This is a genomic window from Bacteroides timonensis (assembly GCF_000513195.1).
GTDB lineage: Bacteria > Bacteroidota > Bacteroidia > Bacteroidales > Bacteroidaceae > Bacteroides > Bacteroides timonensis.
The window spans coordinates 1-14,947 of the sequence record NZ_CBVI010000176.1; the positions used below are offsets into that span (position 1 = coordinate 1).

Consider the following 14,947-nt stretch of genomic DNA (forward strand, 5'->3'; position numbering starts at 1 on the left):
AACCCCGGGTACCTCGCAGTACAACGGTTTTCAAGACCGCCGCAATCGACCACTCTGCCACCTCTCCAAAACTCCTCTTTCAAGAAGTGCTTTCCTCTTAAAGCGGTGCAAAGGTACGATTTTTTTTTATATCACAAACATTTCCGCACAAAAATCATCTTCTATACCTAAAATAATATATATACAAGGAGATTAGTTGATGCAACGAATCCTATCCATTACAAATAAGTAAAATCACTGTAAAGCAAATCAGGAACAGTTTCAATAGAACTACCATTTTAGTATAAGTTAATCATTACCAAGGCACTGCAATGACATGTGCGTTCCCGCGCTCGAAAACCGTCGTTACCACGAAGAGAAACGAGCGTTCCCATTAAAGGAAACTTCAACGCATTATATATCAACAAAATAGAACGCTTATACGAAGCCAGAAATAACCTCTTTAGTCTCCCCAATTATACCCATCCACATAATCATCAAAGTAGTCATCCAACTGGAGTCCGCATTCTTTGGCCAGACGAATGATATACTGCTGGTCGGCAGGCTTTATCAACCAGTCACCTTTACGGGCAAGATAGTAGTTCCTGCGTCCGAGGTGTGAAATGAGCCGCCATCTGAATGTACCAGAGACACTCACTGTCAGGGAATTCAATAATTGTGTGAATCCTTTAGCATAACGCACCGGCTTGTTCGAACGATAATATTCGCATTTTCCCTTCATGGCTTGCAGTTTTTGAGGAGTCAGGGTGGGCAGGAACGGATATTTTACGGGAGCATGCTCCAAGGCTATGTGGCGCAGACAAGTAGAAGTCTTAGGGCAATCGGCAGATGCACATAAGCCAAAACCATAGGGCACTTGCGAGTAATCGAATGTTTCCATATCGTATTTATTAATAGTTGACGGCAAAGGTAAACAGAATAAATCGGGAAAAAGAGGAAAAGATTGAAAAGATTGAAGAGAAACAAAAGGAGGAAGTGATGGCAAGTGCTGAAAGTGGCATACCTAACAATAGTTATTTTATGCTGTTCAACATAAAAAAGGCATATATATCCATACTATTACGGAAATATTTCCGTAATTTAGCAGCCCCAAAAGGATAACATTACATTTACCCACTAACAAAATGAATATTATGGAATTGAACAAAACCTTTATCGACGGGCTTTGGAGCAAAGAAATCAATGTCAGTGATTTCGTGAGTAAAAACATCGCGCCTTATACTGGAGACGCTTCTTTCCTGCAAGGACCTACCGAACGTACCAAACATATCTGGGAGCTTTGCCTCAAAGCGCTCGAAGAAGAAAGAGCTAACAACGGAGTACGTTCTCTCGACCCCCACACCGTATCCACTATCACTTCACATCAGGCCGGTTATATAGATAAGGAGAATGAACTTATCGTTGGTTTGCAGACGGATGAACTGTTGAAACGTGCCATCAAGCCATTCGGTGGTATCAATGTAGTAGCTAAAGCTTGCCGCGAAAACGGCGTAGAAATAGATGATAAAGTAAAGGATATCTTTACCCATTATCGCAAGACACACAATGACGGCGTATTCGACGTATATACTGAAGAGATCCGCTCATTCCGTTCATTAGGTTTCCTCACCGGACTTCCCGATAACTATGCCCGCGGACGTATCATCGGCGACTACCGTCGTCTGGCACTTTACGGCATCGACCGCCTCATCGAAGCCAAAATGGAAGATTTACACAACCTGACCGGTCCGATGACCGACGCCCGTATTCGCCTGCGTGAAGAAGTGGCAGAGCAGATCAAGGCTTTGAAAGATATTAAGATAATGGGAGAATATTACGGACTCGACCTCAGTCGTCCGGCTACTTCGGCACAGGAAGCCGTACAATGGGTGTACATGGCTTATCTGGCCGCTGTAAAAGAACAAGACGGTGCAGCCATGTCTCTGGGTAACGTTTCTTCCTTCCTAGACATCTTTATTGAATACGATCTGGCACACGGTAAAATCAATGAAACATTTGTCCAGGAGCTGATCGACCAGTTCGTTATCAAACTCCGCATGGTGCGCCATCTGCGTATGCAGTCATACAACGATATCTTTGCCGGAGACCCGACCTGGGTAACGGAAGCCATTGGCGGACGTTTCAACGACGGACGTGTAAAGGTAACAAAGACTTCCTTCCGCTTCCTGCAAACACTGTATAACCTCGGTCCTTCTCCCGAACCGAACCTTACCATACTTTGGGGACCTGAACTCCCTGAAGGCTTCAAGGAATTCTGTGCACAAGTATCCGTAGATACCAGCTCCATCCAATACGAAAATGATAACCTGATGCGCGAAGTACGTAACTGCGATGACTATGGTATCGCATGTTGTGTATCCTATCAGGCTATCGGCAAACAGATACAGTTCTTCGGGGCACGTGCCAACCTGGCAAAAGCCTTGTTGCTTGCCATCAACGGCGGACGTTGCGAAAATACCGGTACTGTCATGGTAAAAGGTATTCCCGTATTGACCGGTGAAACATTGAAGTTTGAGGAAGTAATGTCGAACTACAAGAAAGTGCTAACCGAAATTGCCCGTGTTTACAATGAGGCAATGAACATCATCCACTTCATGCACGATAAGTATTATTACGAAAAGGCTCAGATGGCATTTATCGATACGAATCCACGTATTAATCTGGCTTATGGCGTAGCAGGTCTTTCCATTGCCATCGACTCACTGTCGGCCATCAAGAATGCAAAGGTTACAGCCCGTCGCAACGACATCGGCTTGACGGAAGGTTTCGATATCGACGGTACATTCCCATGTTTCGGTAACAATGACGACCGTGTGGACCACCTCGGGGTAGACTTGGTATATTATTTCAGTGAAGAACTGAAGAAATTGCCCGTTTACAAGAATGCCCGTCCTACCCTTTCATTGCTGACGATTACTTCTAACGTAATGTACGGTAAGAAGACAGGTGCCACTCCTGACGGACGTGCCAAAGGTGTAGCTTTCGCCCCGGGTGCCAACCCGATGCACGGACGCGATAAGAACGGCGCCATAGCATCACTGAGTTCCGTAGCCAAGTTGCGTTATCGCGACTCACAGGACGGCATCAGTAATACATTCTCTATCGTCCCGAAATCTCTCGGCCCGACACCGGAAGACCGTGTTGAAAACCTGGTAACAATGATGGACGGTTACTTTACTAAAGGTGCACACCACCTGAACGTAAACGTGCTGAACCGTGAAATGTTGGAAGATGCCATGGAACATCCGGAGAAGTATCCGCAACTCACAATCCGTGTTTCCGGCTATGCTGTGAACTTCGTGAAACTGAGCCGCGAGCATCAGTTAGAAGTTATCAGCCGTAGTTTCCACGAAAGAATGTAATATGATAAACGTACACTCCTACGAAAGTATGGGAACATTCGACGGGCCGGGTCTCCGGCTCGTCGTTTTCCTGCAAGGCTGTCCGTTCCGTTGTCTGTATTGTGCCAACCCGGATACAATAGACGCAAAAGGGGGAACACCTACCCCACCGGAAGAAATTCTGCAAATGGCTATCAGCCAGAAAGTATTTTTCGGAAAAAAGGGTGGCATCACATTCTCGGGTGGTGAGCCTACATTACAGGCCGAAGCGCTTATACCTCTGTTCAAAGATTTGAAAGCAAACGGCATTCACATCTGCTTGGATACCAATGGCGGTATCTGGAATGAAAAAGTTGAAGAACTATTGAGTCTGACGGATTTAGTGCTGCTGGATCTCAAAGAATTCAATCCCGAACGCCATAAGAGGCTGACCGGATGCAACAATGCAAAAACTTTACATACAGCAGCTTGGCTAGAGGAACAGAACCGGCCTTTCTGGCTACGCTATGTATTAGTACCGGGATATAGTGATTTTGAGGAAGACATTCGCAGTTTAGGCGAACATCTTGGTCAATATAAAAATATACAGCGAATAGAAATACTTCCCTATCATCGCCTGGGCGTGCATAAGTACGAAGCTATGGGATGGGATTACCAGTTGAAAGAAGTAAAAGAAAATACTCCCGAACAACTGGAACGTACGGAAAAGTTATTCAAGGAATACTTCGAAACGGTTATAGTAAACTAAGAGAAATTCACTTTATCACCCTATCACTCTTTATTCATACTGATTAGTAAGTCAGACGGATACCTGCCTGCAACGTAAAGTTCATCGGGTTTTCCTTCCGTATAGTCTCTATCGGAGAACCATCGTCAAAGAAATAGGAAACACCGGGCTCTACATATATTCCCACTCTATTACTAATATTATATTGAGCGCCTACCGCACCCATTACAGATAATTGCACGGGTTTCACCGTTTCCTTTTCGCTTCCTACCTTACCATAGACACACTTCTCTATTGCACCACCGGCAGATACATATACCGTGAAACGTTTGTCATTAACGAAACTCCAGTTCGCACGCACCGGAATACCGATATAGTGCAGTTTTTGATCTGTCTTTTCCGAACTATTTTCATATGTTATTTCAGACGACAGCATCGTATAAGTCACACCGGTTTCCACAGAAAAGTTTTTCGGTAATGCTTTCCGTACCGATAAGCCGAAACTAAGAGGTTGCTTATGCTTGATATTTTTAACCTGACGGGTATTTTTCCGCAGATAAGGTACTCCACCTTCAAAAACCAGTTCTTGTCCTTCAGGAATATCCAGAATACCACTGGAAACATTCGGTAAATCCAGTTTATCACTAAACATCGGAGTTGAATTCGGACCTGAGTGCATACCGCCATTTGTATTATCCAGCGATGCAAGTGCTCCTGTATTTCCTACAGACATGCCAACCGCCCAACCTTTATTTCCGGTAGATGATTTCTTTTCAGTAGGCAAATGGAGTTTATCCCTGCTGGAAGGACGATATACTTCGCGTTCTTCCTTTTCCGGAATCGAAGATGAAGTTTCCGTTTCCTTTGCCTGTTCCGTTTTTCCCGTTTCTTCTGTCACATTTGAATTCAAATCTGAATTCACTATTTCTTCTTGTCGGTTCACATTTACTTCCTGAACATTGCTTTCCGTCTCCAAATGCTGCGCTACAAGAGCTTGATGACGAGAATCCCCTTGTTCAATTACTCGCCGGATAACAGGTTCCGGCTGTTCTCCTTGAGTATCCGGCTTTGTCTGTTCCGGCAATACATCAGGTATCGTTGCCAGAACCGGTTCAGCTGCACGACGCACCTCGTCCACTACCGGACTTTGCAGCAACCACAAGCTAACAGACGATACAGCCACCAGCACAACTGCCGCAGCCGTCATCGCCCAACGACGGAACATGATCTGTTTCTTCTTCCCTACAGACATGGGTGCGGAGACAGGCAATACCTTCTCCAACCGTTCCCAGCCGGTATCAGGCAACGGTTCGGAATAATCATCCAGCCGCTCCTTTATCTTTTTCAACCACAATTCATCATCTTTCATCATACGTCCTTTCCTTCATTAAACATTGTTCTTCATCCACTCCCGTACTTTTGTAGCCAAAGTAGCTTTAGCACGTGTCAGCTGCGAAGCCGATGACTTCTCATTAATACCCAGCATCTGGGCAATTTCCTTATGAGACTTTTCTTCAAATATATATAAGTTGAATACGGTGCGATAACCGGCAGGTAATTCACTGATAAACTGCATCAGCACCTTCTGGGGAATAGTTTCCACTGTCGAAGCATCGGGTTCCTCGTACGTTTCAGGTATGTTGTCCAACCCCTCCGACTGGTTTATTACATCATTCTTGCGCAAGTATTGCAGCGCCGTATTCACCATAACACGCTCCATCCACGCCCGCAAGGATCCATCACCTCGCCAAGTGAATTTATCAAAAGAATCGAAGAGCTTCAGGAAACCATCGTGCATGAGGTCTTCTGCTGTATCACGGTCACCCGCATAACGAAGACACACGCTGAGCATCCGCCCTGCATAGCGCTCGTACAGCTCCTTCCTGGCAAGGTTGTCGCCTTGCCTGCACCGTCCTGCCAGTTCCTGTTCTTCCATTCTTTCCTTTGACACGTGTTTACCTTATAAATGCGGCAAAGATAGAAATACTGCACGTAGCGAGCAAGAAATTAACTCTTTTGTTTCTTTAACAGTCCTTTATGCAGTATTTACCCTCACATTGCATTTTTTAAATACATGTAGAAAATAAGATTAACACCAAAAAACAACAATTGATGAAGAAGCTGAGATTTTATTCGGTAGTATTTACACTTGCACTTTTAATAATGCCGATGTTACAGTCTTGTCTGAATGATGATGACGAAAGTCGTGGTACCCGTTTCACAATCGGTACTATAGAAGTTATAGGAGAAAAGGAATACTTTTTTAATCTGGATGACGGTGATAAGATGTATCCCAGTGATACTACTTACATCCATAACTACACAGTGGAAAACAACCAACGTGTATTTATTCATTTCCTTCCATTGGAAGAAGATATCCCGGGCTATGACTATAATGTGAAACTTATCCAACTTGAGAACATACTGACAAAAGATATTATTCCACTTACCGAGGAAACGGCTGACAGCATCGGTAATGACCGTATCAATGCTACCTCATTATGGATTACAGGGAATTATCTGAACATAGAACACCAGTTCTTCCACAGCAATAATCCAGATAAGAAGCACATGCTGAACCTGGTCATAAATGAAATGGCCGAGACACCTGATACGGAAGACGAGTATTTCACTTTGGAATTCCGGCACAATGCTTATAACGATGAACAACGTACGCCGGGTTGGGGAATCGTATCATTCAGACTGGATGAAATAACCGAGCAATTGACAGGAAAGAAAGGATTAAAAATAATCGTCAATACGATTTATGACGGAAAACAAACCTATACGATAGATCTGAAAAAAGAGTAAAATAGGATTAAACAATAAGAGACCAACCTAAACTGACCGATTGAAGACGGAGAGGGTGCATTCCTACAGTGAATGCCCCCTCTTTTACTTCAAAAAAGCCTTATTTAAAAGACCTTGAAATCTCTTATAACTGTACAAGGATACGGAATACTTTTCCAGGATTAGCCGCCCACTCCGTCATAGCTTCCAATGCATCTTCAGGTACTGCTACCTTCGTTATTAATTCTTCTACCGGGCAAGTTCCTGCCTTCATATAGTTGATTACCGCACGAAAGTCGGCCGGCAATGCATTTCTGGAACCACGTATATCCAATTCTTTCTGGACAAAATACTTCGTCTGGAAAGCGACTTCACTCTTCGCATAGCCAATGCAAACGACACGCCCTGAAAAAGCAACTTCATCCACAGCCATTACATAAGTCACAGGACTACCGACAGCTTCAATCACAACATCAGCTCCAAAGCCTTCCGTAATCTCTTGAATCCGACTATGCACATCTTCCGTTTTAGAATTAACCGTATGAGACGCTCCCATTCTCCGAGCCAGCTCCAACTTCTCATCATCCAGGTCCACAGCAATAACAATGGCACCTCTGAGAGCGGCACGAACAATAGCACCTATACCAATCATACCGCAACCAATGACCATCACATATTCATTGTCAATCACCTGACCGCGCGAAACGGCATGAAATCCCACACTCATCGGCTCAATCAAGGCACAATCACGCGGAGAGATATTACCTGCCGGAATAATTTTAGTCCAAGGCAATACAGCATACTCACACATCACGCCATTCCGCTGCACTCCTAATGTTTCATTATGTTCGCAGGCATTGACACGACCATTGCGGCACGAAGCACATTTACCACAATTAGTATATGGATTCAGAGTCACATTCATTCCTTTTTCAAAGCCTGCCGGAACATCCGGACCTATTTCTTCAATGACCGCGCCTACTTCGTGCCCCGGCACTACAGGCAACTTCACCATCGGGTTACGCCCCAGGAAGGTGTTCAAATCGGAACCACAGAAACCTACATATTTTATTCTCACTAACACCTCACCGGCACCAACCACCGGTTTTTCAAGTTCAACCACCTTCATTTCAGAGGGATTGACTATTTGAACTGCTTTCATTTTATATATTTGAAATTAATTGTTTAATCAATAACCTTATAACCTTTCCAGCCATAGTAGGCACAGAATATAAAGCAAATCATCGGTACACAGTAAGCTGCATAATAAATGTGCTCATTGGCGTGCATGAAATAAGCCGTCAACTGAGGGAGACAGGCATTACCGACAATAGCCATCACAAGAAAAGCCGAACCACTTTTTGTCTGGTCGCCCAATCCCTTCAGAGCCAGAGAGAACTGGGTAGGATACATAATAGACATGAAGAAAGAGATAGCCAGCATAGCATATAATCCTACCATACCTCCCCAGATCATTACCACTCCGCATAAAAGAATATTCATTAAGGAATAAACCAACAACATATCCTGCGGACGGAATTTCACCATCAGTCCTGTACCAATCCAGCGCCCTACAAGGAAAGCAAGCATATAAAGTCCGAAGAAAGTTGTTGCGGTTTCTTCCGGAAGTCCTGCATAAGAACAGCAATAGACAAGGAATAAACTGTTGATCGCTGTCTGCCCGCCATTGTAAAAGAACTGCGCAATTACTCCCCAACGCAAGTGTGAATGTTTCAGCACACCAAAATCAATCAGCTTTTCTTTCTTTGAACCGGAAGAAGGAGTCTTACTTTCATCTCCTATCTGCGGCAATTTGGAAAATACAAATACCACTGCTATAATCACCAACAGCAAAGCCAGCATCAGATAAGGGAACTTCATAGCATCCGTCTCTACTTGTATATAAGCCTGCCACCCACCCGGATAATCTACGGGTAAAGTATCACGTGTATAATGCGTGCCACTCAGAATCAGTTTACTCAGAAACATAGCAGAGATAAAGGCGCCGAGTCCGTTGAAAGATTGCGCCAGGTTCAACCGCCGTGGTGCTGTTTCGGGCGCACCTAAAACGGTAACATACGGATTGGCAGCAGTCTCCAGGAAACACATACCGGTAGCTATGATAAAGAATATGCAGAGATAGGCCCAATAGGCTTTCAACATGGCAGCCGGAAAAAAGAGCAAACCACCCAATGCCGCCAACAATAAACCGAAAATAATGCCTGCTTTGTAGCTATAACGCTTCATGAACATAGCTATCGGAATCGGGAAAATGAAGTAAGCAAGCCAATAGGCAGTTTCGGTAAATGACGCCTCAAAGGTGTTCAGTTCACAGGTTTTCATCAACTGCCGTATCATTGTCGGGAGCAGATTGCTGCTAATTGCCCAAAGGAAAAAAAGGCAGAAGACCAGCGCCAAAGGTATCGTATAAGTATTTTTTTTCATACGTATTATTATCTTCTTATTCAGACATGTTTTTGATATATGGCAATACGGGAAGATCAGTAAATCCATAGAATTTCCGGGCATTTTCTCCAAGGAACAGCCTTTTTTCATCTTCCTGCAAATCGGGTGATTTCACTATAAAATCATACGACATTTTGTAAGTGATTGCGGTAATAGTACGCGGATAATCCGATCCCCACATCAGTTTCTCCATCCCGACCAGTTCGGCAGCTTTCCGTATAGCTTTTACCGCTCCCTTAAAAGGATAGAACTCATCATTGAAAAGCCAGGTTATTCCTCCGGATTCAATCATCACATTGGGATGAAGAGCCAGCCGTATCTGCTCTTCCCAATCCGGACGTGTCACCATTCCGAAATGCCCGATAGCAATTCTCAACCGGGGACATTCCTGAATAACCTCCTGCATCTCGGGAACTTGCGTTGCTCCGTCCGCCAAGTCTATGGAAAGCATCACATCCCGTTCTTCCATATAGCGGAACATCCGCATCATCTCTTCACTATTCAGCATCACCCGTCCTTCTTTAAGCAACAGACGTTGAGCCGGAATTTTAATAGCTTTGAAACCTCTTGCAATGAGTTCTTTTGCCTGTGCCAGAAACCCGGACTTACGAAACTCACACATTCCGCAAACAAAGAAGCGATCGGGATAACGGGAAATAACTTCTGCCAGATATTCATTCTGAATACCATCAATAAATTCCTGTGTAATCACAGCAGCAGCCACTTGCGCATAGTCCATGTTCGACAGGAAAACTTCTGCACTATTCACCCCGTCCATCATAAAGGGAGGAACCATTTGGCGGATCTCTCCCATAAACAACGAGCGTCCATTATCCAGTGTACGAATGGGAAACCCATCCACCACTGTATCTTGCCGCAACCATAAATGGGCATGGGCATCAATTATTGTATAGTCCATATAGACAGCTGTTTTTTTTAAGAGTTAGCCCAACTTACGCGTTGCTGTTCCCCAATAATTTCCTGTACTTCATGCACCAGCGTCCAGTCAATCGGCTCTTCAATAAAAGAGACATTCTTTTTCACATTCAGCGGATTGGCCGTACTGAACAATGTAGTTGCAATCCGAGGATTATTAACAGAAAACTGCATAGCTAATTTCTCAATAGGATAATTCTTTGCCTTACAGTGTTCCATTGCTTTGCGACAAGCATCCACCAAAAGTTCCGGAGCCGGATGCCATGCAGGAACGCCCCGTTCACTCAACAATCCCATGGATAGCGGAGAGGCATTTATCACACCTATTCCTTTCGATTCAAAATAATCAAGAAAATCCGCTAGCTTGTCATCGCACAGGCAATAATGGCAAAAATTGAGTATAGATTCTACCGTACCACTGGGCGAGTGGTCAATTACCCATTTCAAGTTTTCAAGTTGCAAGTCAGTGATTCCGACGTGTCCGACAACTCCTTTTTCACGCAGTTCTACCAATGCCGGTAATGTCTCATTAACAACCTGGTTCAAATCAGCAAACTCAATATCGTGCACATTAATCAAATCGATAAAGTCGATATTCAGACGTTCCATGCTCTCATATACACTTTCTACCGCACGTTTTGCAGAGTAATCCCAAGTATTGACACCATCTTTTCCATAACGTCCCACTTTGGTAGAAAGATAATACCGGTCACGTGGAATGTCTTTCAAGGCCTTTCCTAAAACAGTCTCTGCTTTATAATGCCCATAATAAGGGGAGACATCTATAAAATTCATGCCCGATTCGACAGCAGTAAACACAGCCTCAATTCCTTCTTTCTCTTTAACATCATGGAAAACCCCTCCTAAAGAAGAAGCTCCAAAACTGAGAGATGATACTTTCATCCCTGTCTTTCCGATTTCATGGTATTGCATAACTAATTAAATTTAAAAGTTTTTAGATGCGACAAAAATAGGACAAGAATAAATTCAGGACAGCATATAAGAAGCGAAAACAATACGTAATGGTTTACGTAAAAAAAACATCCTTCTATACTGTCTTTTATCGGGGAATGTGTTTTCTTTGTAAACGAATCTAATATAGCAGACTTAAAACATGGAATATCGGAAACATACTTCATTAAAAGATCTCGCCCAAGCATTAGGCGTATCCATCCCCACTGTATCCAGGGCACTAAAAGACAGTCCTGAAATCAGCAGTGAGCTTTGCGCTAAAGCCAAGAAGCTGGCAAAAGAAATGAATTACCGCCCCAACCCTTTTGCCATGAGTCTGCGAAAGAATACCCCGCGTATCATTGGAGTCGTTGTACCGGATATCGTTACCCATTTCTTCGCATCCATCCTGAACGGGATAGAGAATATGGCAGTGGACAACGGATACTTTGTCATCATCACCACTTCACATGAATCCTACGAATATGAAAAAAGGAATATTGAGAATTTAGTCAATATGCGGGTAGAGGGTATCATTGCCTGTCTGTCCCAAGAAACTACAGATTATGCTCATCTTGCTGCCCTGAAGGACATTAATATGCCACTCATCCTCTTCGACCGTGTTTGCCTGACCGACCAGTTTTCTTCGGTAGTAGCAGATGGAGTGCAATCGGCACAAATGGCTACCCAACATTTATTGGATACCGGTAGTAAACGAGTGGCTTTCATAGGAGGAGCTAACCATTTGGATATTGTGACAAAAAGAAAACACGGTTACCTGGAAGCTCTCCGTGACAATCGTATTCCCATTGAAAAAGAACTGGTAATCTGTCGGAAAATAGATTATGAAGAGGGTAAAATAGCAACGGAAGCCTTGTTATCCCTTCCTCAACCTCCCGATGCCATTCTTGCCATGAATGACACATTAGCCTTTGCCGCCATAGAAGTTATTAAAAGTCACGGCCTTCGCATTCCGGAAGATATAGCTATCATGGGTTATACAGACGAACAACATGCCAACTATGTAGAACCGAAACTATCGGCAGTATCACATCAGACCTATAAAATGGGAGAAACGGCTTGTCGTTTATTAATAGACCAAATCAAAGGAGATAGAACAGTCAGACAAGTAATCATTCCGACAAATCTACAAATCAGGGAAAGTAGTAGAAAGAAATAACAAAAACGGTTTATCAACCTGCGGAGAGACGGGGTAATGAACCCATCTCCTTATATCGTTCAAACTCAACTCTTTATCAATATATCAATGCCTTAGGGGGTACAATTTAGGTTTCAAAAAAGACGTTTATCTGTCGTCCTTTGGCTGTTCATTGTCTGCCTAAAACTTCGGTTCAAAGATACTGCTTCTTTTTGAATTACGCAAATGTCTGAATATAAATGTTTAGCGATTAGTGCAAGGTGCAAGCTACATATAGATATATACTTGCACCTTGCACTTACCCGTTTTTATATTCCTTAGGTGATACTCCTGCTATTCTTTTGAAATACTTTCCAAAAAAAGATTGAGATGGAAAATTCAACTCATCGCTAATTTGTTGTATAGTCAGTTTGCCAGATTTTAGTAAGGCTTTCGCTTCCAGTATTACATAATCATCAATCCAATCGGCTACTGTACGTCCACTAACTTTTTTTATTACCGTAGAAAGATAGCCCGCAGATAAACATAGCTTGTTTGCATAAAATATAACTTTTCTTTCTTGCTTATAAAACTGCTGAACTTCTTTTAAAAATTTCTGCATTAGAATTTCGTCATTAGTTAGTTTTCTGTTTTCTGCTTTTTCATAAAAATAATATCCTAATCCATAAAAAAATGCACAAGTGAGATGTTTTACTGTTTCTTTTTTATAGGGATTTCTGCTACCTAATATATTGCGCACCATATTGCAGTACGATATTATAGGAGTAAAATGTTCGTCTGTTAGATTTAGTATTGGATTTTCTTGAATGAAAAGATGAGTTTGAAAATCATATGATAATCCTAATCCACTAAGAAATCTCTCTGATAGCATAATACATATACACTGGAAATCATCGCTCATATATTCATGTTCAAGAATATATCCCGGCATTGTTATGCACATTGCTTGTGATTTCAACGTGCAAGGAAGTAAGTTTATTCGACCTCGTGCTTCTCCACGAGTCACAATGCAGCATACATACATATTATTTTTTATTGGATAAGGGGGAATGATGTCTTTTTCATACGAAAAAACACAAAAATCATTCTTTATGCTCTTTATATCATCTTTTCCATTTAAAAAGGAGTGTATTTCTAAAAAGTTTCTTTCAGCCATTTTTCATCATTTAGATTACAAATATAGGATAAAAAAGATGATTTTACAGTATAAATATAACAAATCGTCCAAATCCTCCAATGAAAAGACCTTTGCTACATCTTAAAACTATATGACCTTTGCAAAATTTAAAAGACCATTGTCATGAAAAATAAGAATAATACAATTTTATTACTCGGTGGAATTAACTATGTACTATTACAAATACAGAAGTTCTGCACAGGAATACTAAAAGTACATAATCAAATTAACAAACAAATCTGTTTTATACGAATTTTGTTTTTAATATTGGGTGGCATATCACCAATATACAGTAATGCACAAGTAATAACCGATTCTTTAGCTAATGATATTAGAAGTTTTACAGCACGCAATATTTCAAGATACCGTACTTTGAATTTATACTGGGAAACAAAGGGAATGCATGATTACACGCTTAAAATGAATGGGAAAGATGTTGAGAAAGGAAGAAAAAACGATTTACATACAATCAAATTTTCAACAATGTTCCCTATTTTGAAACAAAGAAATATTTCACTATATGCCAATCTTCAATATAATTGCTATAAGTTTAAAAATAATCTTCCTAATACCAATCAATCCTTTTTATTCACACAAAATGCATATAACTATTATGCAGGTGGGTTGAATGGGTCATATTATATCAATTTGTTTAATAAACCTTTAATATTATCTGCCAATATCACGCTTGACGGTTGGGACAAAGGTTTAGGAAAGGTGCAAGGTCGCTTCTCTGCTGTAATGGTAATTGTAAAAAAAACTAATATGAGTTTTAGTACAGGTCTTATGGGAATGACTTTGTTTAATAGTATTCCTATAATGCCTGTCATTACCTATTGGCATCGTTTTAATCCATATCTAAGCGTAGATGTAACATTACCAAGTCAGATATATTTACGTTACCAGATGCGCACACAAAGAATTTCAATAGGTACTTCCATGTCAGGAGAGAGTTTTTATCTCAAAACCAATTTAAGAGGTTTTTCAGAAACTTGTTATTATAGCGATGCTGTTTTTAAGCCTGAAATCCATTATGAGTATATTATTAATAAGCATTTTTATTTATCTGTTCATGCCGGATTATCTACGGTTATAAAAAGTGGGCTTTATCAAAAAAATAGAAAAGAAGTAAATTTAGTAGATGAGAATGGAAGAATGGAAAAAGGACCTATTATAGAACAAGAACGTCCTCTTATACCATTTTTCAATCTCGGTATTTCATATAGTTTATTCAAGTAATTCGATAATATTTTAATTATATGGGAAGCTTAATTCTGGTTTTCAGAACCTCTGTTTCAACTATAAAAGACGTAGAACGTATCGGTATAATATTAAATAAATGTACTCAAATATCAACATGGAGTATAGATTTAGAAAATTGGGAAAAAGTACTTAGATGG

The 14,947-nt window shown here is 41.6% G+C and carries 13 protein-coding genes; 5 read left to right on the forward strand and 8 right to left on the reverse strand.

Going from position 1 to position 14,947, the window contains the following annotated elements; translation table 11 throughout:
• Positions 1 to 442: 442 nt before the first annotated feature.
• The gene (locus BN161_RS27230) at positions 443 to 880 is read right to left on the reverse strand and encodes a DUF6078 family protein (protein WP_044272296.1); all 438 of its coding nucleotides are present in this window, start codon (positions 878 to 880) and stop codon (positions 443 to 445) included.
• Between the two features lie 253 nt (positions 881 to 1,133).
• On the opposite strand from BN161_RS27230, the gene pflB reads away from it, so the two are divergent.
• Positions 1,134 to 3,362, forward strand: a complete 2,229-nt coding sequence (pflB, locus tag BN161_RS27240) for a formate C-acetyltransferase (protein ID WP_044272327.1) — start codon at positions 1,134 to 1,136, stop codon at positions 3,360 to 3,362.
• Between the two features lies 1 nt (position 3,363).
• Positions 3,364 to 4,089 carry a pyruvate formate-lyase-activating protein gene (gene pflA / locus BN161_RS27245; RefSeq protein WP_044272302.1) on the forward strand — a complete coding sequence of 242 codons (726 nt, stop codon included), beginning with the start codon at positions 3,364 to 3,366 and terminating at the stop codon, positions 4,087 to 4,089.
• A gap of 43 nt (positions 4,090 to 4,132) precedes the next feature.
• Here pflA and BN161_RS27250 read toward each other — a convergent pair whose 3' ends face one another.
• Entirely contained in the window at positions 4,133 to 5,440 is a 1,308-nt protein-coding gene (locus tag BN161_RS27250; RefSeq protein ID WP_044272305.1) for a porin family protein, read from the reverse strand.
• Between the two features lie 15 nt (positions 5,441 to 5,455).
• A complete protein-coding gene (locus tag BN161_RS27255; RefSeq protein ID WP_044272307.1) occupies positions 5,456 to 6,004 on the reverse strand; it encodes an RNA polymerase sigma factor in 549 nt (182 codons plus the stop codon).
• A 176-nt stretch (positions 6,005 to 6,180) separates the two neighbouring features.
• On the opposite strand from BN161_RS27255, the gene BN161_RS27260 reads away from it, so the two are divergent.
• Positions 6,181 to 6,879 (forward strand): NigD1/NigD2 family lipoprotein, encoded by a 699-nt coding sequence (locus BN161_RS27260; RefSeq protein ID WP_044272310.1) that lies wholly within the window; start codon positions 6,181 to 6,183, stop codon positions 6,877 to 6,879.
• A gap of 124 nt (positions 6,880 to 7,003) precedes the next feature.
• Here the strand turns inward: BN161_RS27260 and BN161_RS27265 are convergent, their stop codons facing one another.
• The 4 genes from BN161_RS27265 to BN161_RS27280 are packed head-to-tail and all read right to left on the reverse strand — an operon-like array spanning position 7,004 to position 11,193.
• Positions 7,004 to 8,020, reverse strand: a complete 1,017-nt coding sequence (locus BN161_RS27265) for a zinc-binding alcohol dehydrogenase family protein (protein ID WP_044272313.1) — start codon at positions 8,018 to 8,020, stop codon at positions 7,004 to 7,006.
• Positions 8,021 to 8,043: 23 nt separating this feature from the next.
• Positions 8,044 to 9,303, reverse strand: coding sequence for an L-fucose:H+ symporter permease (gene fucP, locus BN161_RS27270; RefSeq protein WP_044272316.1), 1,260 nt, complete (start codon positions 9,301 to 9,303; stop codon positions 8,044 to 8,046).
• A gap of 16 nt (positions 9,304 to 9,319) precedes the next feature.
• The gene (locus tag BN161_RS27275; protein ID WP_044272319.1) at positions 9,320 to 10,243 is read right to left on the reverse strand and encodes an amidohydrolase family protein; all 924 of its coding nucleotides are present in this window, start codon (positions 10,241 to 10,243) and stop codon (positions 9,320 to 9,322) included.
• 17 nt (positions 10,244 to 10,260) lie between these two features.
• Positions 10,261 to 11,193: an aldo/keto reductase gene (locus BN161_RS27280; protein WP_044272322.1), complete on the reverse strand. Its 933-nt coding sequence runs from the start codon at positions 11,191 to 11,193 to the stop codon at positions 10,261 to 10,263.
• A 181-nt stretch (positions 11,194 to 11,374) separates the two neighbouring features.
• Here BN161_RS27280 and BN161_RS27285 point away from each other — a divergent pair, with 181 nt between their 5' ends.
• Entirely contained in the window at positions 11,375 to 12,391 is a 1,017-nt protein-coding gene (locus BN161_RS27285) for a LacI family DNA-binding transcriptional regulator (protein ID WP_044272324.1), read from the forward strand.
• 277 nt (positions 12,392 to 12,668) lie between these two features.
• Here BN161_RS27285 and BN161_RS27290 read toward each other — a convergent pair whose 3' ends face one another.
• A complete protein-coding gene (locus tag BN161_RS27290) occupies positions 12,669 to 13,526 on the reverse strand; it encodes a helix-turn-helix domain-containing protein (protein WP_074435198.1) in 858 nt (285 codons plus the stop codon).
• Positions 13,527 to 13,670: 144 nt separating this feature from the next.
• Here BN161_RS27290 and BN161_RS27295 point away from each other — a divergent pair, with 144 nt between their 5' ends.
• Positions 13,671 to 14,786, forward strand: a complete 1,116-nt coding sequence (locus BN161_RS27295) for a DUF6268 family outer membrane beta-barrel protein (RefSeq protein WP_244436637.1) — start codon at positions 13,671 to 13,673, stop codon at positions 14,784 to 14,786.
• Positions 14,787 to 14,947 lie beyond the last annotated feature (161 nt).